Genomic DNA, 25025 nt, shown 5'->3' on the forward strand with positions numbered 1-25025 from the left:
GCCTGCTTGAGGATCGAGACGATCTGCGTCTCGGTGAACTTCGACTTCTTCATGGAACCTCCTGGCTCGGGAACGATGCCAGAAAGTTCTACTTTCGAGATGTCTGCCTAACGGGGGAGCTTACGGGCGTACTTCGACACTCGACGATCCCCTGAAAGATGGCTGCGCAGGCAGCTACCCGGCATTGAAACAGATGTGACCGGCAGGCCCAACCCGCGCGGTGCACGCTTGCGATCTGACCGGGCTAGAGCCGCTCCTTCGCCGCCAGGTAGGCCAGGCCCCGCTCGCGCTTGCCGACCGCCACCACGGTCACCACCAGCACCTTGTCCTGCACCTGATAGACCAGCCGATAGCCGGAGGCGCGCAACTTGATCTTGTAGCAATCGGGCATGCCGTGCAGCCGCGCGGCGGGCACGTGCGGGTGCTCCAGCCGTTCGGTCAGTTTCTTCTTCAGTTGCGCGCGGATGTCGGGGGAAAGCTTGCGCCATTCCTTGAGCGCGGACTCGACGAACTCCAGGCTATAGGTCATCGAGCTTGACCTTGACCCGGCGCTCGCCCTTGCGCTGGCGCACCAGTTCGGCCAGCTCCAGGTCTTCCAGGCGGTCCAGCAGGCGCTTGTAGGTTTCCGCAGGGACCAGATAGGCGCTGGGCTTGTTGTGCACCAGCACGGCGACCGACTCGCCGTCGGCCGCCTCGATCACGGCACTGGGGTTGCGCTTGAGCTCGGTGATGCTGATGCTTGCGCCGGCCAGGATGGCTTCCATATTCGTCTCCAAATTCGGGGACGAATATGGCACGCAGACGGATGGGCTTCAAGTGGCGGCCAGGCATGCTGACCGCCGCAAGGGAGCGCGGGGCTCAGATCATCGGCAGGTTCAAGCCCTGCTCGTTTGCGCACTCGATGGCGATGTCGTAGCCGGCATCCGCATGACGCATCACACCGCTGGCCGGGTCATTCCACAACACCCGCGCAATCCGCTTGTCTGCCGCCTCGCTGCCATCACACACGATCACCACCCCCGAGTGCTGGCTGTAACCCATCCCCACCCCACCACCGTGATGCAGCGAAACCCACGTCGCCCCACCGGCGGTATTGAGCATCGCATTGAGCAACGGCCAGTCGGACACCGCATCCGAGCCATCCTTCATCGCTTCGGTCTCCCGATTCGGACTCGCCACCGATCCAGAGTCCAGATGATCCCGCCCAATCACCACCGGAGCCTTCAATTCCCCCTTCCGCACCATCTCATTGAACGCCAGCCCCAGCTTGTGCCGCTGCCCCAGCCCCACCCAGCAAATCCGCGCCGGCAGCCCCTGGAAGCTGATCCGCTGCTCGGCCATGTCCAGCCAGTTGTGCAGGTGCTTGTCGTCGGGGATTAGCTCCTTGACCTTCTGGTCGGTCTTGTAGATGTCCTCGGGGTCGCCCGAGAGCGCGACCCAGCGGAACGGGCCGATGCCCCGGCAGAACAGCGGCCGCACGAACGCGGGCACGAACCCCGGAAAGGCGAAGGCGTTCTCGCACCCTTCGTCCTTGGCCATCTGGCGGATGTTGTTGCCGTAGTCGAAGGTGGGAATGCCTTTTTCGTGGAAGGCGAGCATGGCTTCCACGTGCTGCTTCATCGAGCGCTTGGCGGCGTCGCGGGTGCCGTTGGGGTCGCTCTTGCGGCGCTCGAACCACTCTTCCACCGTCCAGCCGAGCGGCAGGTAGCCGTTGACCGGGTCGTGCGCGCTGGTCTGGTCGGTGACGGCGTCGGGGCGCACGCCGCGGCGCACCAGCTCGGGCAGCACCTCGGCCGCGTTGCCCAGCAGCGCGATGGATTTGGCTTCGCCCGCCTTGGTGTACTTCTCGATGCGCGCCAGCGCGTCGTCCAGGTCGGTGGCCTGCTCGTCGACGTAGCGGGTCTTCAGGCGGAAGTCGATGCGGCTCTGCTGGCATTCGATGGTGAGCGAGCAGGCGCCGGCCAGGCTCGCGGCCAGCGGCTGCGCGCCGCCCATGCCCCCTAAGCCCGCGGTGAGGATCCACTTGCCCTTGAGGCTGCCGTTGTAGTGCTGGCGGCCCATCTCCACGAAGGTCTCGTAGGTGCCCTGCACGATGCCCTGCGATCCGATGTAGATCCAGCTTCCGGCCGTCATCTGGCCGTACATCATCAGGCCCTTCCTATCGAGCTCGTTGAAGTGCTCCCAGTTGGCCCAGGCCGGCACCAGGTTGGAGTTGGCGATGAGCACGCGCGGGGCGTCCGGGTGGGTCGGGAACACGCCGACCGGCTTGCCGGACTGCACCAGCAGGGTTGCGTCGTCGTTGAGCTCGCGCAGGCTGCGCAGGATGGCGTCGAAGCATTCCCAGTTGCGCGCGGCGCGGCCGATGCCGCCGTAGACCACCAACTCCGCCGGGTTCTCCGCCACCTCGGGGTCGAGGTTGTTCTGGATCATCCGGTACGGCGCCTCGGTGAGCCAGCTCTTGCAGGTGAGCTCGCTGCCGCGCGGGGCGCGGATGGTGCGGGTGGTGTCGATGCGGGTGGGGGCGTTCATGGCCGGCTCTCCTTGAGGCAGATGGCCGAGTATAGCCAGCGGGGCTGGGGGTGCTTTCGGGGGTGACGGGCGGCACGGGGTGGTGGGCGAACGCGGCGCTAGACTCGCGCGGCAGGCTGTCGATCGTTCCTCCCCGGAGACGCGCATGTTGCTTCGATCCGCTATGCCCTGGCTCGCGCTGCTGGCGCTGGCGCCCGCCGTGAGCCGCGCCGATGCGCCGACGATCGATGCCACCCTCGCCCACCGCTATTTCGACGAGGCCGCGCAGCAGTGCCGGTCCGATGGCGCATGGCTGTGGGGCAAGTCGCTGTGCGGGCCGATGCTGCTGGTGGAACCGGCATCGCGGCGCGTGGTGGCGAACCAGGCCGATGGCGAAGGCCGCCTGCATGCCAAGGGCGGCGTGTACGTCGGCGCGTTGCCCACGAGCCAGACCATCGCAAACACCGCGCTGGACTGGGCGGGCGTGCACTGGAGCGAGATGCTCTGGCCGCTGCCGGAGGAGGCGCCGGTACGCCGCACGATGATGGCGCACGAGGCGTTCCATCGGATCCAGGACAGCCTGGGCTTGCCCGCGGGCGGGCGTGATGCCCCGCACCTGGACACGCTCGGAGGCCGCTACACGGTGCAACTGGAGTGGCGTGCGCTCGATGCGGCGCTGGCGGCGAAGACCGATGCCGAGCGCCGTGCGCGGGCCGCCGATGCGCTGGCCTTCCGCGCCGCGCGCTACCAGACGTTTCCCGAGGCCGAGCAGGCCGAGACGGCGCTCGAGCGCAACGAAGGCCTGGCCGAATACACCGGCGTGATGGTCGGCAACCGCACGCCGGCCGAACAGGTGGCGATGGCGCATTGGGACCTCATCTGGCATCCGAAGAACGATGCGACGTTCGCGCGCTCGTTCGCGTACCCCAGCGGGCCGGCGTACGGCATCCTGCTGGATCGCTATCGGCCCGGCTGGCGCAAGGCGATCGTCAAGGGCGGCTCGCCCGCGCGCATGCTGGCGGAGGCCTTGCATGTGGACATGCGCGCCACGCCGGACGTCCAGAAGCTGGCCGCGCGCTACGACGGCCCTGCCCTGCTCGCCAGCGAGCATGCGCGCGCCGAAGCCCGTGCGCGGCAGGCGGCGAGGTACACCGCGCAACTGGTGACCGGGCCGGTGCTCAAGCTGCCGCTCAAGCACATGAAGGTGCAGTTCAACCCGAGCAACCTCGTGCCCCTTGGTGATGCGGGCACGGTGTATCCCACCATGCAGGTGATCGACGACTGGGGCTCGATCACGGTCGATGGCGGCGCCTTGATGGCGCCCGACTGGACGCTGCTCACCGTGGCCGCGCCCGAGGGCGAGCCGGGGGATGACGAGCTGCACGGCCAGGGTTGGACGATGAAGCTGGCAGCGGGTTGGCGCGTGGCACCCGGCCCGCGCAAGGGTGACTGGACCGTTGCCCGGGGCGGCCACTGACCGATCGGGATCCACGCGGGTCGCACGGTCGTCGTCAGCCCACCGTCTCATCGCGCGAGGGCGATGGTGCGCGGAAGGCCACCTGTGCCGTCGCGGGCTGGGCACATTGCGCGGCGGAGGTTTGCGGTTCGCGCGGGTGGCGGTGCCGGTGCACGCAAAGATAACCGTGCCGTCCGCCAGGGTGACCCGCGCCAGCCCGTGGCTGCTCGATCGCCGGTTTGCCGCGGCCATGGCTGTCATCGAACCCTTCCATGGAAGTCGCTCTCAGCCACTGCGCGGCGATGACGACGGACGGCGCGATTTCCTTGTCCACCGCCATTCGCCGAATCGGCGGGGACCACGCCCGCGGCCAACCAGGCAGCCGTTCGGCCGGAAAGCTGTCTAGACAGCGAGCTGAACATGAACGTACGCAAAACGCTCACGGAATCCGAAGCACTATTCCGCGCCGCCAGAACACCCGTGGCGATCCGAGCCCGACAGGGAGCCCGCGTTTGAAGCGGGACGGACCAGACCGCACGAGCCGAACCAGGGGGACTACCGCAAGGGAGCATCACCCATGAAAAACCATAAGCTTGCCGGCTCCATCTGTGCACTTCTGCTCACTGCCCTGGGCGCGTCGACCGCTGCCGCACAGACCTCCACCGCCTCGATCCTCGTCACCCGGCCGATCTACCGCTTCGACGGCGCCCACGGCAGCCAGCTCTACCGCGTGCAGCCGTCCGGCCAGGGCCTGACGACGCTGGTGCCGGTCACCTACGGGGTCGACATCGCCAACCCTTCGTGGTCGCCGGGTGGCTCCTCCGTCGTGTTCGAGATGGGCGCACGGGAAACAAACGACAGGTACAGCGGCGCGCATCTGTACGTAGTCAACCGGCAAGGCGGCTCACCGCGGCAGCTGACGACCGGCGACGGCCTGCAGGTGAGCCCCTGGTGGGGACCGAAGGGCGTGATCGCGTTTGTCACCCAGAAGGGCCATGGCCAGTGTCTGGCGACCGTCCGCGGCGACGGCACCGGCCAGCACATCGTGTTCTGCCCGGTCGGTGTGCCGGGCGAGTCCTGGAGCATCTGGGTGCACGTGTTGCGATGGACGGCCAGCGGCAACGGCGTCCTGCTGGAGGCCGAAGCGAACGAAGGCGGGCTCGAGCCGGAAAAGTGGTACTCGGAGATTTACCGGGTCAATGTTTCCACCGGCGCGGCCGTCAAGCTCACCTCGCACGTGTTCGACGGGGGCGAGAGGGACCTGGCGATCTCGCCTGATCGGGTACACGGTGTGTACAGCGGCGCCCCGATGCAAGCCATCGACCTGACGACCGACACGCTGACGCCGCTTCCGACCGATGGCCTGCATCAGGTCTATTCACCCGACGGCGCAAAGATCGCGTTTCTCAAGTACGAGTCCGATATCCAGACGTGGCGGATCTACATCATGCGCGCCGATGGCAGCAACGTTCACCGGGCGCCTGCGCAGACGACCCGCTCCGACGTCTACAACAATTCGATCTCCGACTGGTCAGCCGATGGCTCGCGCCTGTTGTTCAACCAGGTCGGCAACAACCAATGGGTGCGCATGATCGACCTGCGCAACAAGACGTCTAGGAACGTCACCAACGGCGTGGCGGACGAGCGCGCCTGGTTCCATCCGTAAGCCGCTTGCCGGGGGCGGCTGCCAGGTCGCCCCCACTTCGCTGGCCGAACATCCGTGCTGATCCAGCCCGGCAGGGGAGCCTGCGTTTGCGGGCCGGACGCGACCGCACGCCCCGAATGAGGGGGACTAACGTCCGGGAGCATCAACCATGAAAACCAACAAGCTAGCCAGTTCCATCTGTGCCGTTCTGCTCACTGCCCTGGGTGCGTCGTCCGCGTTCGCACAGACTTCCACGGCCTCGATCCTGTTCACCCGTCAGGTCTTCCGCTTCGATGGCGCCCTTGGAAGCCAGCTCTACCGCGTGAAGCCGTCGGGGCAGAACGTCGTGACGCTGGCGCCGGTGACCTACGGATTCGACATTCATGGCGCCAGCTGGTCGCCCGGCGGCGCCTCGGTCGTGTACGAGCTGATCCACCAGGCGATCGGCAGCCCGACCTATACATCCCAGCTTTACGTGGTCAATCGCCAGGGCGGGTCGCTGCATCAGATCACCACCGGCGATGCCCTGCACTCGCAGCCCTCGTGGGGGCCCAACGGCGTCATCGCCTTCGCGCTCGGTAGTTGTCTCGCCACGGTTCGACCCGATGGCACGCAACAGCACGTGGTGTTCTGCCCGCCACACGAATCCGGGCAGCACGGGAGCATCCTGCTTTCGCTCTTCCACTGGACGCCCAGCGGCAACGGCATCCTGATCGAGGCGGCCGGTGACGAGGGCGGACTCGAGCCGGTGATGTGATACTCGAGCATCTATCGGGTCAATGTTTCCACCGGTGCGGCGGTCAAGCTCGCCGCGCAGGTCTTCGACAACTCGTACGACCGCGATCTTGCCATCGCACCTGACAACCAGCATGGGGTGTACGGCGGCAACCCCATGTACACGCTCGATTTCGTCAGCAACACCCGCACGCCGCTCTCGACCTTTGGCGGCGACCCGATGTATTCGCCGGACGGCTCGAAGATCGCTTTCCTCCGTGGCGACACCTTGGGCTCGAATGCCCGCGTTTACCTGATGCGCGCGGACGGGAGCAACGTGCATCCGGCGCCGGCGCAGACGAATCCCGACGTGAGCATCACGGCTATTTCCGACTGGTCTTTCGACGGCACGCGCCTGTTGTTCGATCAGGTCGGCAACAACCAGTGGGTACGCATGATCGACCTGCGCGACAGGACCGCCAGGAACGTCACCAACGGCGTCGCGGACAAGCACGCGTGGTTCCATCCGTAAATGGTTCGACGGGGCGGCGGCCTCCCGGCCGCCCCGCCTTTCCCGCCAGCGATGGGCTGGATCCCAATGCGGTCCGTGCCGGAGCGCGCTATTCGCCGTGGATGCCGCCGCGGGTCAGCGCGGTGGGGTCCAGCAACTTCTTCAGCTCGTCCTTCGACAGGCCGGTGGTTTCCAGCGCCACGTCCATGATCGGGCGCTTTTCCTTGTAGGCCTGTTTGGCGGTGGCCGCGCCCTTCTCGTAGCCGATCACCGGATTGAGCGCGGTGACCAGGATCGGATTCATCGCCAGCGCCTGGTTGACGCGCTCGCGGTTCACCTTGAAGCCGGCGATCGCCTTGTCGGCGAGCAGGCGGCTGACGTTGGCCAGGATGTCGATCGACTGCAGCAGGTTGTAGGCGATCATCGGCAGCATCACGTTGAGCTGGAAGTTGCCCGACTGGCCGCCAAGGGTGATCGCCGCATCGTTGCCGATGACCTGGGCGGCGACCATGGCGGTGGCTTCCGGGATCACCGGATTGACCTTGCCGGGCATGATCGAGGAGCCCGGCTGCAGCGCCGGCAGTTCGATTTCGCCCAGGCCGGCCAGCGGGCCGGAGTTCATCCAGCGCAGGTCGTTGGCGATCTTCATCAGCGCTACGGCAAGCGTCTTGAGCGTGCCGGAGAGTTCGACCGCCGCGTCCTGCGAAGCCATGCCTTCGAAGAAGTTCCCGGCCGACTCGAAGCGCACGCCGGTCAGGGTCTTCAGTTCGCGCGCCACAGCGGGACCGAACTTGGGATCGGCGTTGATGCCCGTGCCGACCGCGGTGCCGCCCTGCGGCAGGCGGCGTATGCGCTTCAAGGCATCCTCGATGCGCTCGATGGCCGAACCGATCTGCGCGGACCAGCCGGAGAGCTCCTGGCCGAAGGTCACCGGCATCGCGTCCATCAGGTGGGTGCGGCCGGTCTTGGGGACGTTCTTCAGCTCGCGGGAGCGCTTGTCGATGGCCTTCTGCAGGTGCCTGAGCGCCGGCAGCAGGCGCTCGCTGGTGGCCAGCGTGGCGCTCACGTGGATCGCCGTGGGGATCACGTCGTTGGAGCTCTGGCCGTAGTTGACGTGGTCGTTGGGGTGCACCTTGGCGCCGCCCTGTGCGGCGAGATGGGCGATCACCTCGTTGGCGTTCATGTTGGTGCTGGTGCCGGAGCCGGTCTGGAACACGTCGATCGGGAACTGGGCGTCGTACCGCCCTTCCGCCACCGCCAGCGCAGCCTTGCGGATCGCCGCCGCCTGCCCCTTCTTCAGGTGGCCCAGCGCCAGGTTGGCCGACGCCGCGGCGGCCTTGATCAGGCCCAGAGCGCGGATGAAGTCGCGCGGCAGGGCCAGGCCGGAGATCGGGAAGTTGTCGATCGCGCGCTGGGTCTGGGCGCCGTAGAGCGCGTCGGCGGGGACCTTGAGTTCGCCCATGCTGTCGTGTTCGGTGCGGAAGTCGGCCATGGTCAATTCCTCGGGAAGTCAGGCCACTATAGGTTGGGCCGCGTGGAGTCGGGCACAACAACTCTGGACAAACACCGGGCCCTGTAGGAGCGCCCTTGGGCGCGACCGCCATCCAGGTCGCGCCCAAGGGCGCTCCTACAGACGCGAGGGGAAGAACCGCGGGCACCCATGGAAAGCGGGATGTAAAATGCCCCGTTTCCCCTTGCCGGAACCCATGCCGATGTCCACCCACGCCCTTACCGCCCTGTCGCCGCTGGATGGCCGTTACGCCGGCAAGGTCGAGGCGCTGCGCCCGATCTTCAGCGAGTTCGGCCTGATGCACCGGCGCGTGCAGGTGGAGATCGAATGGTTGCTGGCGCTGGCCGCCGAGGGCGCCATCGTCGAGCTGCCGCCCTTCTCTGGCGCCCAGGTCGATCAGCTGCGCGCGATTGCCAATGACTTCAGCGTGGCGGACGGCGAGCGGGTGAAGGCGATCGAGGCGACCACCAACCACGACGTCAAGGCGATCGAGTACTTCATCAAGGAGCGCATCGGCGCGGACCCGGCGCTGGCGCAGGCCAAGGAGTTCGTGCATTTCGCCTGCACCAGCGAGGACATCAACAACCTGTCCTACGCGCTGATGCTGCGCGATGCGCGCGAGGGCGTGCTGCTGCCGATGTTCGATCGTCTCATCGCCCGCCTGCGCGAGATGGCCCACGCCAACGCCGGCCTGCCGATGCTCTCGCGCACGCACGGCCAGACCGCCTCGCCCAGCACGCTCGGCAAGGAGCTGGCGAACGTGGTGGCGCGCCTGCAGCGCCAGCGCGCGCAGCTGGCCGGTGTCGAGATTCCCGGCAAGATCAACGGCGCGGTGGGCAACTACAACGCCCACGCGATCACCTATCCCGAGCTGGACTGGCGTGCGTTCTCGCGGCGCTTCGTGGAGAGCCTGGGGCTCGACTACAACGCCTACACCACGCAGATCGAACCGCATGACGGCGTGGCCGAGTACTGCGATGCGGTGCGCCGCGCCAACATCATCCTGATCGACCTGGCGCGCGACATCTGGGGCTACATCTCGCTGGGCTACTTCAAGCAGGCGTTGAAGGCGGGCGAGGTCGGCTCCTCGACCATGCCGCACAAGGTCAACCCGATCGACTTCGAGAATGCCGAGGGCAACTTCGGGCTGGCCAATGCGCTGCTGGGGCATTTTGCCGAGAAGCTGCCGATCAGCCGGTGGCAGCGCGATCTGACCGATTCGACCGTGTTGCGCGCGCTGGGTACGGCCTTCGGCCATACGGTGGTGGCGCTGGAGTCGCTGCAGAAGGGTCTGGGCAAGTTGACGGTGAATGCGGATCGCCTGGCTGCCGATCTCGACGCGAGCTGGGAAGTGCTGGCCGAGGCGGTGCAGACCGTGATGCGCCGCTACGGGTTGCCGGAGCCGTACGAGCAGTTGAAGGCGCTAACGCGTGGGCAGGGCATCACGCGGGAGTCGATGCGGACGTTCATCGAGGGGCTGGCGTTGCCCGCCGAGGCGAAGCAGCGGCTGCTGGAGCTGACGCCGGGCGGCTATGTCGGGCTGGCCGAGGGGTTGGCTCGGGACGTTTGATCGCTCCCCCGGCGCGCTTCGCTACGCCCCGGGCGGCTTTGATAGCCGCCCTTACTAGGGGCAGGATCGACTTCACCTGGGCAGGGTCAGCAAAAAACCCCTCTTCCGCCGGAAGAGGGGTCCGGTGACCGGTCGACCCTCGCGCGCTGCTCGCCACAACCCGCCGTTTCCTTCCGGGCGTGTCGAGCGAAGTCGGGGGACGCGTTCCCCCGACCAGCAACGCTCAGGCGGCCGCGGTGGCCCGACGCGCAAGCCCTTCGAAGTCCATCGCCGCCTGCACCGCCGGCCGCTCCAGCATACGGTGCTGGAACGCCTGGATCGCCGGGAAGTAGGACAGGTCCAGCTTCACGTGACGCGCCCAGTTGGTCACCGTGAACAGGTAGGCGTCGGCCACGGTGAACTGCTCGCCCAGCAGCCACGGATGCGTCGCCAGCGCGCTTTCCAGCAACGCATAGCGCTTGCGCAGGTACTCCTTGCGCTCCTCACGCGTCGCCTCGGGCGTGTCCGGCTTGAACAGCGGGCTGTAGGACTTGTGGATCTCGGAGTTGATGTAGCCGAGCACTTCCTGCAGGCGGTAGCGCGCCAGCGTGCCGTTGGCAGGCGCCAGGCGCGAGGCGGGCTTGAGGTCGGCCAGGTACTGCACGATCGCCGGCCCTTCGGTCAGCAACTGGCCGTCGTCCAGTTCCAGCGCCGGCACGTAACCCTTGGGGTTGATCGCCAGGAAATCGGCACCGTCCTCAGTGCGCTTGGTCGCACCGTCGACCTTCACCAGCTGAAGGTCGATGCCGGCTTCGCGCGCGACGATGTGCGGGGAAAGCGAGCAGGCGCCGGGCATGTAGTAGAGCTTCATGGATGACTCTCCTTCGTGGGGTGGGACGTCCTTGGACGTGGCGCGCATCCTAGCCCTTGAAGGTTACTGATGGATACCACCTAACCATGGATTAGTGCCAGAATGTGGTATCTCCACGGTTACCGAGGACACGCCTCCATGGGCCTGCCCGTACGCAAGAGCAAGGTCGCCGCGCCGCCGCCGGCGTGCCCGCTCACCGAAAGCCTGGCGCTTCTGCGCGGCGCATGGGCGCCGAACGTGATCTGGTACCTGAGCGCCGAACCGCGTCGCTTCGGCGAGTTGCGCCACGACATCCCGCGCATCTCCGCGCGCGTGCTCAGTGCGCGTCTGCGCGAGCTGGAATCGCGTGGGCTGGTGACGCGGCGAGTGCTCGATACCTCGCCGCCCTCGGCCGAGTACGCACTGACGCCGCTGGGACGCGAACTGCTGCCGGCGATCGAGGCATTGGCGCGCGTGGGTCGCAAGCTGATCGATCAGTGGGAGCTGGGGGCACGAAGCACCAAGGTGCGGGGACGCCGGGCTGCCTGAAGTGGGCTACTGGCATTGCACTGCAGCTCTCTCTCCCCCGGGGAGAGGGTTGGGGTGAGGGGCGGCGCTTGCGCGGATGGCTCGTTTCCTGCCAGGCCGACGGCACCGCTTTCCGACCACCCGAACGGTCGGGCGAGCCCCGGCCCCTCACCCTGCCCTCTCCCCGGAGGGGAGAGGGTTCAAGCTCGCGGCGTTGCATTCCCTCTCCCGGAGGGGAGAGGTTCAAACCCGGGACCGGGCGGCGTTGCACTGCGGCTCCCTCTCCCCGGAGGGGAGGGTCCAAGCTCAACGCCGCGCTATTCGAGCGTCCAGCTCCCTCGCCCTTGGGGAGGAGGATCCAAGCAAGAGCACGCGTGGCAGCGGTGCCTCGACCTCAGGCCGCCGTGGCCTTTGCGGCAAGCGAGGAGCCTGCGCCCTCCACCTCGTCCGAGCCCTCGTTGACACCCTCGAACAGGAACGTCGACAGGTAACGCTCGCCGGTATCGGGCAGCATCGCCAGCAGCACCGAGCCTTCCGGCGCGCCCTTGGCCGCCTGCAGCGCCGCCGCCAGCGTGGCCCCGGACGAGAGGCCCACGAAAATGCCTTCCTGCTCCGCCAACTGGCGCGAGGTGTCGCGGGCAAGCGTGTCGTCCACCGGCAGGATCTGGTCGACCACGTCGCGGTTGAGCACGCCAGGGACGAAGTCCGGAGTCCAGCCCTGGATCTTGTGCGGCTGCCACTCCTTGCCCGAGAGCATGGCTGCACCAGCCGGTTCGCTGGCGATGATCTTGACCTCGGGACGGGCCACCTTGAGCACCTCGCCCACGCCGGTGAGGGTGCCGCCGGTACCCCAGCCTGTGACGAAGTAGTCCAGCCGGCGACCGGCGAAGTCGCGCAGGATCTCGGCCGCCGTGGTGCTCCGGTGGTAGGCCGGGTTGGCCGGGTTCTCGAACTGGCTGGCGAGGAACCAGCCGTGCTTCTTCGCGAGCTCGGCCGCCTTCTCCACCATGCCGGTGCCGCGGGCCGCCGCGGGCGTGAGCACGACCTTGCCGCCGTAGGCGCGGATCAGCTTGCGCCGCTCGATCGAAAAGGTTTCGGTCATCACCGCCACGAACGGGTAGCCACGCGCCGCGCATACCGCGGCCAGCGCCACGCCGGTGTTGCCAGAGGTCGCCTCGATCACGGTCTGGCCGGGCTTGAGCGTGCCGCGCTGCTCGGCGTCCAGGATGATCGCCAGCGCCAGGCGGTCCTTCACCGAGCCGGCGGGATTGAAGGCCTCGACCTTCACGTAGAGCTCGACGTTCTTCGGGGCGAGCCGGTGCAGCTTGACGATCGGCGTGTTGCCGATGGTGTCGAGGATGCTGTCGTAGATCATGGGTACTGACTCCTGGAAGGGTGCCGGCGAGCGCCGGCGAAGGGTCATGCCTGGTGGAGCGCGGCGAGCACGTCGTCCTGGCGTGCCGGTGGGCGAGTGCGGGCGGCCCTGCCCGCTTCGCCGATGTCGTGGACGCTTGCCCCCAACGGGGGCGCACCGAACCACGCCAGCGAATCCGCCAGCGCGGCGACCTCGCCGAGTATCAGCAGCGCAGGTGAACGAACCGCATGGGCCGCGGCGCGTTCGGCGAGCTGGGCCAGCGTGCCGGTCACCACCCGCTGTCCGGCGCGCGAGCCGTTCTCCACCAGGGCGAACGGGGTGGCCGGCGCGCGACCGTACTCGAGCAGTTTCGACTGCAGCGTGGCCAGTTCGGCGACGCCCATGTAGACCGCCAGCGTCTGCTTTTCCTGGGCCAGCGCGGACCAGTCGAGCGTGTCGCGCGAGGCCTGGCAGTGCGCGGTGAGCAGGCGCACCGACTGCGCGTGATCACGGTGGGTCAGCGGTACGCCGGCGTAGGCGGCGCAGGCCAGCGCGGCAGTGATGCCCGGGACGATCTCGTACGGGATGCCGTGGGCGCGCAGGAACTCCAGTTCCTCGCCGCCACGGCCGAACACGAACGGGTCCCCGCCCTTCAGCCGCACGACCCGGCGACCGGCGCTGGCGTGCTCGAGCATCAGGTCGTGGATCTGCGACTGCGTGGCGTGGTGGTTGCCCGCCTGCTTGCCGACCTCGATACGCTCCGCATCGCGGCGCGCCAGCGCCAGCACCTCGGCACTGACCAGGCGGTCGTGCAGGATCACGTCCGCTTCGTTGAGCGCGCGCAGGCCACGCAGGGTAAGCAGGCCCGGATCGCCGGGGCCGGCGCCGACCAGCACCACGGATCCGGTGGAAGTTCCGGGCTCCTCGGCCAATGCACGCTCGGCGGCAAGGCGCGCCTCGGCCTCGCGGCCCTGGCGCAACAGGGTCGCCACCGGGCCGGCGAACAGCGTCTCGTAGAAGCGCCGCCGCGCGGCCGGCTGGCCGAAACGCAGGCGTATGCGCGGTCGCAGCCGGGCCGCCAGCGTGGCCAGCGCCCCCAGCGAGTGATCCAGCAGGGTCTCCAGCCGCTCGCGCAGCAGGCGCGCCAACATGGGGGCCTGGCCGCCGCTGGAGATCGCGATGGTCAGCGGCGCGCGGTCGATGACCGCGGGCACGTGGAAGCTGGACAACTGTGCGTCGTCCACCACGTTGACGAACAGGCGCCGAAGACCGGCCAGCTCGGCGACCAGGGCGTTGGTCGCTCGGTCGGAGGTGGCTGCCACCACCAGCCACACGTGGTCGAGCCAGGTCTCGCGGAAGGCTTCCGGACGATAGGCTACAACGCCCTGTTCCACCCATTGGCACAGTAGCGGCGTCAGCGCGGGGGCGTTCACCGTCACCTGCGCGCCGGCATCCAGCAAGGCCACCACCTTGCGCTCGGCCACGGCGCCGCCGCCGACGACCAGCACGGCGCGACGCGAAAGATCGGCAAACAGCGGGTAGAGCTTCAAGGGAGCAGCCTGCGGGAGGAGTCCGGCCACGCTAGGCGGCCGCTTCGGAGGCGACAAATGATTTGTCGCCAGCCACATATGCCTTCACGGCATGTGGACCGGAGCGGCGGCTACATTGCCTTGACACGGTGCATCATTGGACGTATAGACGTCCAAATATGTCAAACGAACGACAGCCGCCACGCAATCATCACGACCCGCGCCTGCGAGCGTCCGGGCGATGTAGCCGTGATTCGTCCGCATCCATCCCTGCTGGCCGAACGAACACGGGTACCCCGCCATGACCCTCGTCCAACTCCGTTGCCTGGTCGCGATCGCCGACGCCGGGCTCAACATCACCCTGGCCGCCGAGCGCGTCCATGCCACGCAGCCCGGCCTCAGCAAGCAGCTCAAGCAGCTTGAGGACGAGCTGGGCTTCAAGCTCTTCGTGCGCAAGGGCAAGAGCCTGGATGCGGTCACCCACGCCGGGCGGCAGGTGCTCGAACGCGCGCGGGTGATCCTGGCCGAGGCGGCCAACATCCGGTCGATCGCCGCTAACCTGCGCAACGAGGCGCACGGCGAGTTGCGCATCGCCACCACGCACACCCAGGCGCGCTTCGCCCTGCCCGGCTCGATCGCCGCGCTCAACCTCGCCTATCCGCAGGTCAGCGTGCACCTGCAGCCGGGCCAGGACGCGGATGTGCTGGCGCAACTGGAAGCCGGCCGCGTGGACGTGGCGGTGATCAGCACCGCCGGCGCACCACCGTCGGTTGGTATCGCCCTGCCCGCCTACCGCTGGCATCGGGTGGTCGTGGCGCCGAGCGGCCATGCCCTGGCGCGGCGGGCGCTGCCGCCGACGCTGGCCGAGCTCGCTGCCGAACCGCTGATCAGCTACGACTCCTCGCTGAAGCCCGAGTCCTCGCTGCGGCGCGTGTTCGAGACGGCGGGGCTGGAACCGCAGATCGCGATGACGGCGGGCGATGCCGATCTCATCAAGACCTACGTGCGCGCGGGCATGGGCGTGGGCGTGCTCGCCGAGATGGCCATGCTGGCGAACGACGCGGACCTGCACGTGCTTCCGGCCGATCACCTGTTCCCGCAATGCACGACGTGGATCGTGCTGCGGCGGGAAGCGGTGGTACGGGAGTTCGTGCTGGAGTTCATCCGGCAATTCGCGCCGCACCTGGATCGGCGGAACGTGGCGCGTGCGCTGGCCGGCGACGACGCGCCGGCGGACTGGCCGCAGGCGCCGCACTGGCGCGAGCGGGCCGTGGCACTTCCGGACGCTGCCTGAAGTTCGCTTCGCCCGACACGCTCCAGCTCCCCCCAGGTTTTATGGCGCGGCGGATGCCGCTCGCGCAAGCGGCAGTTCGCACGGCGCCTGAGGCTCCGCCCCCCGCAGGACACGCTCCAGCTCCCTCTCCCCGGAGGGGAGAGGGAGCCAGGTTTACGGCGTGGCGGATGCCGCTCGCGCAAGCGGCCGTTCGCACGGCGCCTGAGGCTCCGCCCCCGCAGGACACGCTCCAGCTCCTTCTCCCCTCCGGGCAGGGGGGAGCCTGCCTACGGCACCTTGGGCGGATGCCGCTCGCGCAGGATCTTCACCACGTCGGGGAAGGAGAACCACTCCGGGATCTCGCTGCCTTCGCGCAGGCGCCGGCGCAGTTCGGTGCCGGAGATGTCGCGCACCTCGTCGCTGGGCTCGATCTCGGTCGCCGGGATATAGGTGTCGCGGTTGACCGCGTACACCATGGCCGGAAACGGCACGATCCGGATGCCAAGTTCTTCCTGGTGCCGTTCCAGCAGTTGCTGGGCCTCGTACGGGCCATAGAACGGCTTGCCGCTGGCGTCCTTGCCCGGTCCCGCGTGGTCGCGCCCGACGATGAAGTGGCTGGCGCCGTAGTTCTTGCGGATGAGCGCGTGCCACATCGCCTCGCGCGGGCCGCCCATGCGCATGGCCAGTGGCAGCAGCGACAACTTCGCCTGCCCCTCCGGATAGTGCGAGAGCAACGCGCGGTAGCAGCGCACCCGGGTGGAGTAGTCGACGTCGTCGGGCTTGGTGCGCCCGACCGAGGGCTGGATCAGCAGGCGGGCGCCGACCTGCTCGGCCGCGCGCAGGGTCAGTTCGCGATGCGCACGGTGCATCGGGTTGCGCGTCTGGAAGGCGACGATGCGGCGCCAGCCATTGGCTTCGAACCACGCCCGCAGTTCCCGCGGCGTGTCGCGCAGCTCGGCGAAATCCGGATGCGCGGGCCGTTGCAGGCCCCGCACGCGACCGCCCAGGTAGACCGGGCCGGTGCGGTCGAGCAGTTCGGCCACGCCCGGATGCGTGCGGTCGCTGGTGCCGAACACGCGCAACGCTTCGTGCAGGCGGTCGGGCCAGTAGATGTCCTCCACGTCGAGCACCGCCAGCGCCACGCCCTCGCCATCGCGCAGCACCACTTCGCTGCCACGCGAGAGTTGGGCCGAGAACGCCTCCTCCACGTCCAGCGTGATCGGCATGGGCCACAGCGTGCCGTCGGAAAGGCGCATCTCCTCGACGACCCCGTTGTAGTCGCTGCGGCCAAGGAAACCTTCCAGCGGCGAGAACGCGCCCGAGAGCAGCAATTCCAGGTCGCACAACTGGCGGGTATTGAGTGACAGGGATGGCAGGCCCCCGGCGCGCGCGCCAAGCGCCTCGGCCTCCGCCGGTGGCAGGTAAAGGTCCTTGAGCACGCCGCCGTGCGGGGCGATCAAGCGATCGGTGGCAGCCGTGTCGGCAGCGAGCGCAGTCACGTTCATGTGGCCCTCCTCCAGTCGCTGGGCGACTAGGCTAGTCCAAGGCTCAGAGGATGTTGTGCAGGCCGCATTCACGCGTGAGACCGAAGAAGCGGGTGTCCTGCGGATCCATGCCCGGCTCCCAGCGGTGGCTGGTGTGCACGTCGCCGATGGAGGTATAGCCCTGCTCCCACAGCGGGTGATACGGCAGGCCGTGGCGCTTGAGGTAAAGGCCGACGTCGCGGTCGGTCCAGTCGGCCAGCGGGTGGAATTTCCAGCGGCCGTTGCGGTGTTCGGCGAACTCCACGCCGGCGCGGGTGCTGGCCTGGCTGCGACGCAGCCCCGCGAACCAGCCGGCGGCGCCCAGTTCGGCCAGCGCGCGTTGCATCGGCTCGACCTTGCGCATCTGGTTGTAGCGATCGATGCCCGCGACGCCCTGCTCCCACAGGCGGCCATGACGGGCTTCCATCCAGGCCGGGCTGATCGCGGCCCGGTAGACCTTGAGGTTGAGGCTGAGGCGGTCGGTGAGCGCGTCGACGAACCGATAGGTTTCGGAAAACAGGTAACCGGTGTCGATCAACACCACCGGGATCCACGGCCGCTGGCGCGTGACCAGGTGCAGCGACACGGCGGCCTGCGCGCCGAAACTGGACGAAAGCACGTGCTCGCCCGGCACGTGTTCCAGCGCCCAGGCCACGCGTGCCTCGGCATCGAGCCCAGCCAGGTGGGCGTTGATGTCGGCCAGCGCCTGCGGTTCGCCGACGGCCTGGCGCAGCAACGCTGCGCTCATGCAACCACCTCGGCGGGAATGCGGCGCGGGGGTGCCAGCACGCCACTGCGCTGCAGGAAGTCACCGAAACCCTCCTCCTGCACCCGCTCGGCCGCATAGCGCGCAAACAACGCATCGAGCGCGTGGAGGATCGCCGTCTCGTCGACGTTCTCGCGATAGGGACGATTCAACCGCCGGCCAGCGAAATCCGCGCCCAGGCGCAGGTCGTAGCGGCCGGGCGCGCGACCGACCAGCGCGATCTCCCCGAGGTACGGCCGCGAGCAGCCGTTCGGGCAGCCGGACAGGCGCAGCAGGATCGGCGCATCGAGCAGGCCGTGGCGGCCCAGTTGCGCTTCCAGCTTGTCGAGGATCGTGGGCAGGTAACGCTCGCTTTCGGCCATCGCCAGGCCGCAGGTCGGCAGCGCCACGCAGGCGATGGCGTGGCGGCGGATCGCGCTCTGCTGGCGGTAGTCGTCCAGGCCATGCGCGGCGACGATCGCGTCGATGCGCTCGCGGTCGGCCGCTTCGACGTTGGCGACGATCACGTTCTGGTTGCAGGTCAGGCGGAAGTCGCCGTTGTGCACCTTGGCGAGCTCGCGCATGCCGGTCAGCAGCCGGTGGTCGCCGCGATCGGTGAGCCGGCCTGATTCGATGTGCAGCGTCAGGTGCCAGCGGCCGTCCTGACCCTGCAGCCAGCCGTAGCGGTCGCCGTTGTGCTCGAAGCGGTACGGGCGCGCGGGTTGCAGGGCGAAGCCCAGGCGCCGCTCCAGTTCCGCCTTGAACGCATCGGTGCCGCGGCGGTCCAGCGTGTACTTGAGCCGCGCGTGCCTGCGCTCGCCACGATCGCCCCAGTCGCGCTGGATGGCGATGACCTGCTCGGCGGCGTCGCGCAACTGCTCCGGCGTGACGAACCCGATCACCTCGGCCAGCCGCGGGTAGGTCGTGGGATCGCCGTGGGTGGCGCCCATGCCACCGCCGACCGCCAGGTTGAAGCCGGCAAGCCGGCCGTCCTCGGCGATCGCGATCAGGCCGAGGTCCTGCGCGAACACGTCGATGTCGTTGAGCGGCGGGATCGCCAACCCGATCTTGAACTTGCGCGGCAGGTAGGTGCGGCCGTAGAGCGGCTCGGGCTCCGGTTCGCCAACCAGCTTTTCCCCGTCGAGCCAGAGCTCGTGGTAGGCGGTGGTTTTCGGCGCCAGTTCTTCGGACAGTTTGGCGGCCCAGGCGTAGGCCTCGGCATGCGCCGCGGACTGCACCGGCAACGGCGTGCTCACCACGTTGCGCAGTACGTCGCCGCAGGCCGCGATCGTGCTCGCCATGGCGTGGTGGATCGCTGCGATGGTGGGTTTGAGGTCGTGCTTGAGGATGCCGTGCCACTGGAAGGTCTGGCGCGTGGTGATGCGCAGGCCGCTGCTCGCGTAGTCGCGGGCGAGCCGGTCGAATACCAGCCATTGCGCCGGCGTGACCACGCCGCCGGGCAGGCGTGCGCGCAGCATGAAGCTGTAGAGCGGCTCCAGTTTCTGGCGGCGGCGCTCGTCGCGCAGGTCGCGGTCGTCCTGCTGGTAGCTGCCGTGGAACTTGAGCAGCTTGGTGTCGGCCTCGGCGATCGCACCGGTGACCGGATCGGCCAGGCCGTCGGCGATGGAGCCGCGCAACTGGCGGCTGTTGTCCTTGAGGTGTTCGAGTTCGGAGAGCGCTGGCATGGTCAGTACACGTCGCGGGCGTAGCGCCCCTGGGTGAGGAGATCGGCGAGCCACTCGCGGGCTGCGTCGGGGGAATGGCCGCCATGCGCGACGGCGATGTCGATGAGAGCCCCGTGCACGTCCTTCGCCATGTGGTTTGCATCGCCGCACACGTACAGGTGGGCGCCGCCTTCGAGCCAGGCGTAAAGTTCCCTGCCCTGCTCGCGCAGGCGGTCCTGCACATAGACCTTGTGCGCGCCGTCGCGCGAGAACGCCAGGTCGAGGCGGTGCAGCGCGCCGCCCTTCAGCGCCTCCTGCCATTCGACCTGGTAGAGGAAGTCGCGGGTGAAATGACGGTTGCCGAAGACCAGCCAGTTGCGGCCGCGCGCACCGGTCTCGCGACGGTCCTGCACGAAGGAACGGAACGGCGCCACGCCGGTACCCGGGCCGATCATGATGATGTCGCGGCTGTCGTCGGCCGGCAGACGGAAGCGCTCGTTGGCCTCGATGAACACCGGCACGGTGGCGTCGTCCTCGGTCGAGGAAAGAAAGGCGGAGGCCGCACCCAGGTGCGGCAGGCCGAAAGCCTCGTACTCGACCCGCGCGACCGTGAGGTGCACCTCCTCCTCGCCTACCGCACGCGGGCTGGATGCGATCGAATACAGGCGCGGCGTGAGCGGACGCAAGGCAGCGACGAGATCATCGGCGCGCCACGGCACCGGATGGCGGCGCAGCAGGTCGATCGGCTGGTGGCTGGCCAGAAGCTCGGCGAAGGACGCGGCATGCTCCTTGCGCAGTACGCGCATCAGGTCCGCATGCCCGCTCGCGGCCGCGTGAGCAGCGACGAAGGCGCGGGTGAGCCGGGTCAGTTCGCGCTCGCGGCCCAGCCACTGCGCGAGCGGCAGCGTGCGGCCCTCGTGGGTGATTTCCTGGGCGCCATCGAGGCGCAAGGCCTGCAGCCACTGTTCGACCAGCGCGGGCGGGTTGGTCGGCCAGATGCCGATCGCGTCGCCGGGCGCGTAGCGCAAGCCGGAGCCCCCCAGCGAGAGCTCCAGGTGGTGCACGGCGCGTTCGCTGTCACGCGACACGATGCGCTGGTTGGCCAGCACGGTGGCGGCGAAGGGTTGTTCCCGCGAATGCATGCTGCGCGTGGGCAGCGCATGCACGGTGGCGCTGTGTGTCGCTGATGGAGACGACATCTTGCCCAGCGCCTCGCGCGCCTGCTCCAGCGCCTCGGCGGACCAGGGAACGGCGACCTGGTCGATGTCGACGTCCGCTTCGCCCATCGGTGCGAAACGGCTCGCGCCAAGCTCGGCCAGCCGCGCATCGAGCAGGCCGCCGATCGCGCAGAACTGCGGGTAACTCGAATCGCCCAGGCCCAGCACCGCGTAGTGCAGGTCCGCCAGCCGGGGGGCGCGTTTGCCCAGGACGAACTCGACGAAGCCGCGGGCGTCATCCGGCGGCTCGCCCTCGCCCTGGGTGCTGATCACGATCAGCAGGTGCGTTTCCCTGGCCAGTTCGCGCTGGGGATAGGCGTCGGCGCGCACCAGCCGCACCGGCAATCCTGCCGCTTCGCCGCGGGCGGCCAACTGTTCGGCCAGCCGCTTTGCGTTGCCGGTCTGGCTGCCATAGAGGATGGTCAGCCGCTGCGCCCGGGCTGTTTCCGCGGGGTTACCAGGGTGCGACGTGCCTTGCCGGGCGTGGCTGGCTCGCGCGGCGCTCCAGGCGGCGACCCAATACAATTGCTCCGGTGCCAAGCCATCGGCCAGCCTGGCGAGCAAGGCCGTCTTTTCCGCATCGAGAATGACGGGCAAGGGCTCCGGTACCGCCAGGGCGTTCACGTAATCTTGTCCTTTTGGACGTCCAAATGTAGGGCCCGGACAATCTAGGGCGCGGTGGCCGCGCCAGGGAAAGGACAGCTCGGCATGTGGATATACCAGCCCCTTATTTCCGCGCGTGGGCAGCGCCTTCGATACTCCAGCCAGCCTTCCGCCCGGGCGTATCGATGATGATTCCCGCCGAGTTCCTCACCTTCGCCGCCGTCGGCGCGCTGGCCCAGCTGGTCGATGGCGCGCTGGGCATGGCCTATGGCGTGGCGTCCGCGGCGATGCTGCTGGGCCTGGGCGTGCCGCCGGTCACCGCGACCGCGAGCGTGCACCAGGCCGAGGCGTTCACCTGCGGGGCTTCCGGGCTGAGCCATTGGCTTGCCGGCAACGTGCGCTGGCGCCTGTTCTGGGTACTGGCCATTCCGGGCGTGATCGGCGCGGTGATCGGCGCGGCGGTCGTGGTCCATGTACCGGCCGACTGGATGCGGCTGGCGCTGACACCATACCTGCTGGGCATGGGCGTGTTCCTGCTGATGCGCGGCGCGCTGGGCCGCCCGCCCGGCCCGGACGTACCCCGCGGCACGCCCGTGCTCGGCCTGGGCGCGGGCTTTGCCGACGCGGTGGCCGGCGGCGGCTGGAGCGCGCTTACCGTCACCACGCTGGTCGCGCGCGGCGCCACGCCGCGGATGGTGATCGGCACGGTGCACCTGGCCAAGTGCGTGGTGAGCATCGCCGCCAGCGTGAGCTTCCTGCTGATGATCGGCCTCAGCCACGGCACGGCCGTGTTGGGCCTGATCGCCGGGGGCGTCGTGGCCGCGCCGGTGGGCGCGATCTTCGCGCGGCGCATGCCGGCACGGGTGGCCACGGTGCTGGCGGCGATCGCCGTGCTGGGGCTGGGCGTCAACAACGTGGTCAAGGCGTTCGGCTAGCCCAACACCTTGCAGGAGCGAACCCTGTGCGCGACCGCCATGCACCGGTCGCGCACGGGTGCGCTCCTACAGGACCCTCGCGCTCTTACAATGGCGCGATGAACGCTCATCCCATCGAAGTCCGCGGTTCGACGAAACAGCCCTTGGGCATGCCACCCGCGCAATTCCTGCGCGACTACTGGCAGAAGCGCCCGCTGCTGATCCGCAACGCGTTTCCCGATTTCCAACCGCCGCTGCGACCGGATGACCTGGGTGGCCTGGCCTGCGAAGAGGGCGCGCTGTCGCGACTGATCATCCACGACGAGGCGCGCGAGCGCTGGTCGGTGAAGACCGGCCCGCTGGACGAGGCCGACTTCGCCCGTACGCCCGACGGCAACTGGACGCTGCTGGTCCAGGACGTGGACAAGTGGGACGCCGACGTGGCGCAGCTGCTGGAGCATTTCCGCTTCCTGCCGAGCTGGCGCATCGACGACGTGATGGTCTCCTACGCCGAGCCGGGCGGTGGCGTCGGCGCCCACGTGGACCAGTACGACGTGTTCCTGCTGCAGGGCCTGGGGCAGCGCCACTGGGCGATCAGCACCGATCCGTCCGCGCCGATGGACTTCCGCCCGGACATCGAACTGAAGCAACTGGTGCATTTCGAGCCCACCCACGAATGGCTGCTCGAACCAGGCGACATGCTCTACCTCCCGCCGGGTGTGCCGCACGACGGCGTCGCCTTCGGCGGTCCGTGCATGACCTTCTCGGTCGGCATGCGCGCGCCGTCGCAGGCGGAACTCACCGGCGACCTGGCCGATTACCTCGCCGAACGGCTGGACGAATCGCAGCGCTACACCGATCCCGACCTCGCGCCCGCGCGCTCGATCGGCGAGATCGACACCGCCGCCCTCGAACGCCTGCGCAGCGCCCTGCCCTTCGCCGGCGCGCTCGACGAGGACAGCCTGCGCGACTGGTTCGGCCGCTTCATCACCCGCTACCGCAACGCGCAAACGCCCGCGCCGCCTGCCAGACCACTGACCCTGGCCGCGCTGCGCAAGCGCCTGGAAGGCGGCGCCACGCTGCTGCGCCATCCCTGGTCGCGGCTGGCCTGGAGCCGCGGCCGGCGCGCAGCCGCGCTGTTCGCCAACGGCCAGGCATATGCCGCCCCGGCCGACCTGGCCCGGCGCCTGTGCGCCGAGCGGTCGCTTTCCTTCGAAGCGGTGCCCGGCGACGACACCCTCGCCTTGCTGCTGACGCTGGTCAACGACGGTCACCTCGTTCCCCACAAGGGTCGCCGGTGACGGATCATGCCGCCCCGGACGCCACCCTGCCTGCCGGCAACGCCGCCGAACTGGCGGCCGCGCGGCTGGCACTGCTGGCGTCGGCGCGTCGCCAGGTGGACATCCGCGTACCGCGCCTGGATGACTCGCTCTACGCCAGCGCGGAAGACATGGCCGAGCTACGCCGCATTGCCACTTGCGGGCGCGGCGCGCAGATCCGCCTGCTGCTCGGCGATCCGGGCATGGCCCTGCGCGACGGCCACCGGCTGATCCTGCTGATGCAGCGGCTGCCCAGCGTGATCCAGGTGCGCATGCCGGTCGACGAGATCGACCTGGGCAACCCTTCCGCCTGCCTGCTCACCGATGGCGGCGGCTACCTGTTCCAGCCGGACGCCGAGCGCCCGCAGGGCCGCGCGGCAAGCATCGACCGCCCAGGCTGGGCTCCGCTGCGCCAGCAGTTCGACGAGATGTGGGAGCGAGCCGAGCGGGCGCGCGTGCTGCAGCCGCTGGATCTGTAGCGGACTGCAGGGCGGGCTTCGGCCCACCTTCGTGACTTCCGGGAAAAAGCGGCGAGAGAAAGCCCCGCCGCGGGACCTACAGGACCTTCCGGTTCTTGCGGCCGATCGCCACGATGATGATGGCGAACGCCGCCAGGCGCACCAGATAGGCGGCGCTGCGGTCCTCGAAGTAGACGTTGGTCATCGCGATGACGATCTGGGCCGCGCCCAGCAGGCCGAATGCCAGCGAGAAGGCGAGAAACAGCTTGTCGCCGGTACGCCGCCAGAACCTGAGGAAGAACAGGCCGCCGACGAAGAAGCCGAGCGTGACCGCGCCGGAGAGGAAATAGATCAGAAGCGTCATTCCCCTTCCCCGTTCCAGATGAAGCCGAACAGCAATGTCGCGACCGCCGCCAGCGACAGCAGTGCGCGCGGCACGGCCAGGTCGACCGAGCCCGTGAGGACAATCAGGTCAAGCACCAGCAACAGGTTCTGCAGTGCCAGCAGCAGGAAGCACAGCGCGCTCCAGAACAGCAGCCCGGCCCGGGTACGGTGGAAACTGCGACCGAGCATCACCGCACAGACCGTGCTGGCCAGGAAGCACAACAGGTAAACCGCCGGTGCGAAGTATTGGGACACGCGCTAATCCTTACGGAATCGGAAGGCGTCGGCGAACGCGACGAGGTTGTCGGATCGCGACCGCATGATCAGCCGCAGCACGGCGTCGGGAGAACGCACGTACAAGGCCCGGGAAGCTTCGACGAGTTCGTGGAGGTCTTCAGAGGCCGGGCCGTAGCGGATCAGATCGTCGCTCTCGCGCACGATCAGTCCCGCGGCGTGGAGTGACTCCACGGCCTGGCTCACGACCAGTTCGCTGGCTCGCAGCGCATCGACCAGTTCCGGGGAAGACCAGCAGCGCGCGGGATCACGCAGCAGCAGGAACAGCAGTTCCATCGACCAGATGGACCGGAATGTCGACCGCAGGAAACCGGCTACATCCTTCTCCAATGGCATTCCGAAGTTCGCCCCCTTGTCTGGCGGATCACGCGGGCCCCCTTTAAACCCCCAAAAGCCGATCCCCCAAGCGGAGCGACCTGCTGCAGTTAGCCGCCCGCATTCTATGGACTCTTTCGCGCGAAGCCAACCCGCCACCAT

25 protein-coding genes are annotated in these 25025 nt (G+C 68.5%); 10 read left to right on the plus strand and 15 right to left on the minus strand.

The window, feature by feature from the left end; all coding sequences use genetic code 11:
* Nucleotides 1-244: 244 nt before the first annotated feature.
* From ACFWZU_RS12215 to hutU, 3 genes are all read right to left on the minus strand, one after another.
* Nucleotides 245-529, minus strand: coding sequence for a type II toxin-antitoxin system RelE family toxin (locus ACFWZU_RS12215; protein ID WP_439701788.1), 285 nt, complete (start codon nt 527-529; stop codon nt 245-247).
* A complete protein-coding gene (locus tag ACFWZU_RS12220; protein ID WP_231348976.1) occupies nt 519-764 on the minus strand; it encodes a type II toxin-antitoxin system Phd/YefM family antitoxin in 246 nt (81 codons plus the stop codon). Before ACFWZU_RS12220 ends, ACFWZU_RS12215 begins: the two co-directional genes overlap by 11 nt.
* Nucleotides 765-858: 94 nt before the next feature.
* The gene (gene hutU, locus ACFWZU_RS12225; protein ID WP_439701789.1) at nt 859-2529 is read right to left on the minus strand and encodes a urocanate hydratase; all 1671 of its coding nucleotides are present in this window, start codon (nt 2527-2529) and stop codon (nt 859-861) included.
* 145 nt (nt 2530-2674) lie between these two features.
* Between hutU and ACFWZU_RS12230 the strand changes: the two genes are divergently transcribed.
* Nucleotides 2675-3985: a hypothetical protein gene (locus ACFWZU_RS12230; protein WP_439701790.1), complete on the plus strand. Its 1311-nt coding sequence runs from the start codon at nt 2675-2677 to the stop codon at nt 3983-3985.
* Between the two features lie 34 nt (nt 3986-4019).
* Here ACFWZU_RS12230 and ACFWZU_RS12235 read toward each other — a convergent pair whose 3' ends face one another.
* Nucleotides 4020-4304 carry a hypothetical protein gene (locus tag ACFWZU_RS12235; protein ID WP_439701791.1) on the minus strand — a complete coding sequence of 95 codons (285 nt, stop codon included), beginning with the start codon at nt 4302-4304 and terminating at the stop codon, nt 4020-4022.
* Nucleotides 4305-4541: 237 nt separating this feature from the next.
* Here ACFWZU_RS12235 and ACFWZU_RS12240 point away from each other — a divergent pair, with 237 nt between their 5' ends.
* From ACFWZU_RS12240 to ACFWZU_RS12250, 3 genes are all read left to right on the plus strand, one after another.
* Nucleotides 4542-5630 (plus strand): TolB family protein, encoded by a 1089-nt coding sequence (locus ACFWZU_RS12240; protein ID WP_439701792.1) that lies wholly within the window; start codon nt 4542-4544, stop codon nt 5628-5630.
* 148 nt (nt 5631-5778) lie between these two features.
* A complete protein-coding gene (locus ACFWZU_RS12245; protein WP_439701793.1) occupies nt 5779-6366 on the plus strand; it encodes a TolB family protein in 588 nt (195 codons plus the stop codon).
* A gap of 135 nt (nt 6367-6501) precedes the next feature.
* On the plus strand, nt 6502-6855 hold the full coding sequence (locus tag ACFWZU_RS12250; protein ID WP_439701794.1) for a TolB family protein: 354 nt from the start codon (nt 6502-6504) through the stop codon (nt 6853-6855).
* An 88-nt stretch (nt 6856-6943) separates the two neighbouring features.
* Here ACFWZU_RS12250 and ACFWZU_RS12255 read toward each other — a convergent pair whose 3' ends face one another.
* The gene (locus ACFWZU_RS12255; protein ID WP_439701795.1) at nt 6944-8326 is read right to left on the minus strand and encodes a class II fumarate hydratase; all 1383 of its coding nucleotides are present in this window, start codon (nt 8324-8326) and stop codon (nt 6944-6946) included.
* Between the two features lie 220 nt (nt 8327-8546).
* Here ACFWZU_RS12255 and purB point away from each other — a divergent pair, with 220 nt between their 5' ends.
* The gene (gene purB / locus ACFWZU_RS12260) at nt 8547-9914 is read left to right on the plus strand and encodes an adenylosuccinate lyase (protein WP_439701796.1); all 1368 of its coding nucleotides are present in this window, start codon (nt 8547-8549) and stop codon (nt 9912-9914) included.
* 223 nt (nt 9915-10137) lie between these two features.
* Here purB and gstA read toward each other — a convergent pair whose 3' ends face one another.
* Nucleotides 10138-10764 carry a glutathione transferase GstA gene (gstA, locus tag ACFWZU_RS12265; protein ID WP_439701797.1) on the minus strand — a complete coding sequence of 209 codons (627 nt, stop codon included), beginning with the start codon at nt 10762-10764 and terminating at the stop codon, nt 10138-10140.
* Nucleotides 10765-10902: 138 nt separating this feature from the next.
* Between gstA and ACFWZU_RS12270 the strand changes: the two genes are divergently transcribed.
* Nucleotides 10903-11292, plus strand: a complete 390-nt coding sequence (locus ACFWZU_RS12270) for a winged helix-turn-helix transcriptional regulator (RefSeq protein ID WP_439701798.1) — start codon at nt 10903-10905, stop codon at nt 11290-11292.
* A 373-nt stretch (nt 11293-11665) separates the two neighbouring features.
* Here the strand turns inward: ACFWZU_RS12270 and cysK are convergent, their stop codons facing one another.
* Nucleotides 11666-12646, minus strand: a complete 981-nt coding sequence (gene cysK, locus ACFWZU_RS12275) for a cysteine synthase A (RefSeq protein WP_439701799.1) — start codon at nt 12644-12646, stop codon at nt 11666-11668.
* 44 nt (nt 12647-12690) lie between these two features.
* Nucleotides 12691-14175 (minus strand): siroheme synthase CysG, encoded by a 1485-nt coding sequence (cysG, locus tag ACFWZU_RS12280; protein WP_439701800.1) that lies wholly within the window; start codon nt 14173-14175, stop codon nt 12691-12693.
* Between the two features lie 280 nt (nt 14176-14455).
* On the opposite strand from cysG, the gene ACFWZU_RS12285 reads away from it, so the two are divergent.
* Entirely contained in the window at nt 14456-15448 is a 993-nt protein-coding gene (locus ACFWZU_RS12285; RefSeq protein ID WP_439701801.1) for a LysR substrate-binding domain-containing protein, read from the plus strand.
* 266 nt (nt 15449-15714) lie between these two features.
* On the opposite strand, the gene sat is transcribed toward ACFWZU_RS12285, so the two are convergent.
* From sat to ACFWZU_RS12305, 4 genes are read right to left on the minus strand one after another with little or no spacing between them, the layout of a single operon-like run.
* A complete protein-coding gene (gene sat / locus ACFWZU_RS12290) occupies nt 15715-16932 on the minus strand; it encodes a sulfate adenylyltransferase (RefSeq protein WP_439701802.1) in 1218 nt (405 codons plus the stop codon).
* Nucleotides 16933-16975: 43 nt separating this feature from the next.
* A complete protein-coding gene (locus tag ACFWZU_RS12295) occupies nt 16976-17698 on the minus strand; it encodes a phosphoadenylyl-sulfate reductase (RefSeq protein ID WP_439701803.1) in 723 nt (240 codons plus the stop codon).
* A complete protein-coding gene (gene cysI / locus ACFWZU_RS12300; RefSeq protein WP_439701804.1) occupies nt 17695-19380 on the minus strand; it encodes an assimilatory sulfite reductase (NADPH) hemoprotein subunit in 1686 nt (561 codons plus the stop codon). The genes ACFWZU_RS12295 and cysI overlap by 4 nt, the downstream gene beginning before the upstream one ends.
* A 2-nt stretch (nt 19381-19382) precedes the next feature.
* On the minus strand, nt 19383-21200 hold the full coding sequence (locus ACFWZU_RS12305; protein ID WP_439701805.1) for an assimilatory sulfite reductase (NADPH) flavoprotein subunit: 1818 nt from the start codon (nt 21198-21200) through the stop codon (nt 19383-19385).
* A gap of 164 nt (nt 21201-21364) precedes the next feature.
* Between ACFWZU_RS12305 and ACFWZU_RS12310 the strand changes: the two genes are divergently transcribed.
* The 3 genes from ACFWZU_RS12310 (at nt 21365) to ACFWZU_RS12320 (ending at nt 23891) form a co-directional block, all read left to right on the plus strand.
* Nucleotides 21365-22114 carry a sulfite exporter TauE/SafE family protein gene (locus ACFWZU_RS12310; protein WP_439701806.1) on the plus strand — a complete coding sequence of 250 codons (750 nt, stop codon included), beginning with the start codon at nt 21365-21367 and terminating at the stop codon, nt 22112-22114.
* A gap of 149 nt (nt 22115-22263) precedes the next feature.
* Nucleotides 22264-23394, plus strand: coding sequence for a ribosomal protein uL16 3-hydroxylase (locus ACFWZU_RS12315; protein WP_439701807.1), 1131 nt, complete (start codon nt 22264-22266; stop codon nt 23392-23394).
* The gene (locus ACFWZU_RS12320; RefSeq protein WP_439701808.1) at nt 23391-23891 is read left to right on the plus strand and encodes a hypothetical protein; all 501 of its coding nucleotides are present in this window, start codon (nt 23391-23393) and stop codon (nt 23889-23891) included. Before ACFWZU_RS12315 ends, ACFWZU_RS12320 begins: the two co-directional genes overlap by 4 nt.
* Nucleotides 23892-23967: 76 nt before the next feature.
* Here ACFWZU_RS12320 and ACFWZU_RS12325 read toward each other — a convergent pair whose 3' ends face one another.
* From ACFWZU_RS12325 to ACFWZU_RS12335, 3 genes are read right to left on the minus strand one after another with little or no spacing between them, the layout of a single operon-like run.
* On the minus strand, nt 23968-24234 hold the full coding sequence (locus ACFWZU_RS12325; RefSeq protein WP_439701809.1) for a DUF5985 family protein: 267 nt from the start codon (nt 24232-24234) through the stop codon (nt 23968-23970).
* Nucleotides 24231-24509: a DUF5985 family protein gene (locus tag ACFWZU_RS12330; protein WP_439701810.1), complete on the minus strand. Its 279-nt coding sequence runs from the start codon at nt 24507-24509 to the stop codon at nt 24231-24233. Before ACFWZU_RS12330 ends, ACFWZU_RS12325 begins: the two co-directional genes overlap by 4 nt.
* Before the next feature lie 3 nt (nt 24510-24512).
* A complete protein-coding gene (locus tag ACFWZU_RS12335) occupies nt 24513-24824 on the minus strand; it encodes a hypothetical protein (protein ID WP_439701811.1) in 312 nt (103 codons plus the stop codon).
* Between the last annotated feature and the right edge of the window lie 201 nt (nt 24825-25025).

It is taken from the genome of Frateuria sp. GZRR33, from assembly GCF_051900425.1.
Taxonomy (GTDB): Bacteria; Pseudomonadota; Gammaproteobacteria; order Xanthomonadales; family Rhodanobacteraceae; genus Frateuria_A.

Excerpts from the sequence above, each read along its gene's own strand:
- ACFWZU_RS12325 (WP_439701809.1), bottom strand. The coding sequence starts at position 24,234 with ATGACGCTTCTGATCTATTTCCTCTCCGGCGCGGTCACGCTCGGCTTC.
- ACFWZU_RS12250 (WP_439701794.1), top strand. The coding sequence starts at position 6,502 with ATGTACACGCTCGATTTCGTCAGCAACACCCGCACGCCGCTCTCGACC.
- ACFWZU_RS12315 (WP_439701807.1), top strand. The coding sequence starts at position 22,264 with ATGCCACCCGCGCAATTCCTGCGCGACTACTGGCAGAAGCGCCCGCTG.
- cysK (WP_439701799.1), bottom strand. The coding sequence starts at position 12,646 with ATGATCTACGACAGCATCCTCGACACCATCGGCAACACGCCGATCGTC.
- cysI (WP_439701804.1), bottom strand. The coding sequence starts at position 19,380 with ATGCCAGCGCTCTCCGAACTCGAACACCTCAAGGACAACAGCCGCCAG.
- purB (WP_439701796.1), top strand. The coding sequence starts at position 8,547 with ATGTCCACCCACGCCCTTACCGCCCTGTCGCCGCTGGATGGCCGTTAC.
- ACFWZU_RS12335 (WP_439701811.1), bottom strand. The coding sequence starts at position 24,824 with ATGGAACTGCTGTTCCTGCTGCTGCGTGATCCCGCGCGCTGCTGGTCT.
- ACFWZU_RS12240 (WP_439701792.1), top strand. The coding sequence starts at position 4,542 with ATGAAAAACCATAAGCTTGCCGGCTCCATCTGTGCACTTCTGCTCACT.
- hutU (WP_439701789.1), bottom strand. The coding sequence starts at position 2,529 with ATGAACGCCCCCACCCGCATCGACACCACCCGCACCATCCGCGCCCCG.
- ACFWZU_RS12255 (WP_439701795.1), bottom strand. The coding sequence starts at position 8,326 with ATGGCCGACTTCCGCACCGAACACGACAGCATGGGCGAACTCAAGGTC.
- ACFWZU_RS12245 (WP_439701793.1), top strand. The coding sequence starts at position 5,779 with ATGAAAACCAACAAGCTAGCCAGTTCCATCTGTGCCGTTCTGCTCACT.
- ACFWZU_RS12295 (WP_439701803.1), bottom strand. The coding sequence starts at position 17,698 with ATGAGCGCAGCGTTGCTGCGCCAGGCCGTCGGCGAACCGCAGGCGCTG.
- ACFWZU_RS12220 (WP_231348976.1), bottom strand. The coding sequence starts at position 764 with ATGGAAGCCATCCTGGCCGGCGCAAGCATCAGCATCACCGAGCTCAAG.
- ACFWZU_RS12230 (WP_439701790.1), top strand. The coding sequence starts at position 2,675 with ATGTTGCTTCGATCCGCTATGCCCTGGCTCGCGCTGCTGGCGCTGGCG.
- ACFWZU_RS12310 (WP_439701806.1), top strand. The coding sequence starts at position 21,365 with ATGATGATTCCCGCCGAGTTCCTCACCTTCGCCGCCGTCGGCGCGCTG.
- gstA (WP_439701797.1), bottom strand. The coding sequence starts at position 10,764 with ATGAAGCTCTACTACATGCCCGGCGCCTGCTCGCTTTCCCCGCACATC.
- ACFWZU_RS12215 (WP_439701788.1), bottom strand. The coding sequence starts at position 529 with ATGACCTATAGCCTGGAGTTCGTCGAGTCCGCGCTCAAGGAATGGCGC.
- sat (WP_439701802.1), bottom strand. The coding sequence starts at position 16,932 with ATGAACGTGACTGCGCTCGCTGCCGACACGGCTGCCACCGATCGCTTG.
- ACFWZU_RS12270 (WP_439701798.1), top strand. The coding sequence starts at position 10,903 with ATGGGCCTGCCCGTACGCAAGAGCAAGGTCGCCGCGCCGCCGCCGGCG.
- ACFWZU_RS12285 (WP_439701801.1), top strand. The coding sequence starts at position 14,456 with ATGACCCTCGTCCAACTCCGTTGCCTGGTCGCGATCGCCGACGCCGGG.
- ACFWZU_RS12235 (WP_439701791.1), bottom strand. The coding sequence starts at position 4,304 with ATGGCGGTGGACAAGGAAATCGCGCCGTCCGTCGTCATCGCCGCGCAG.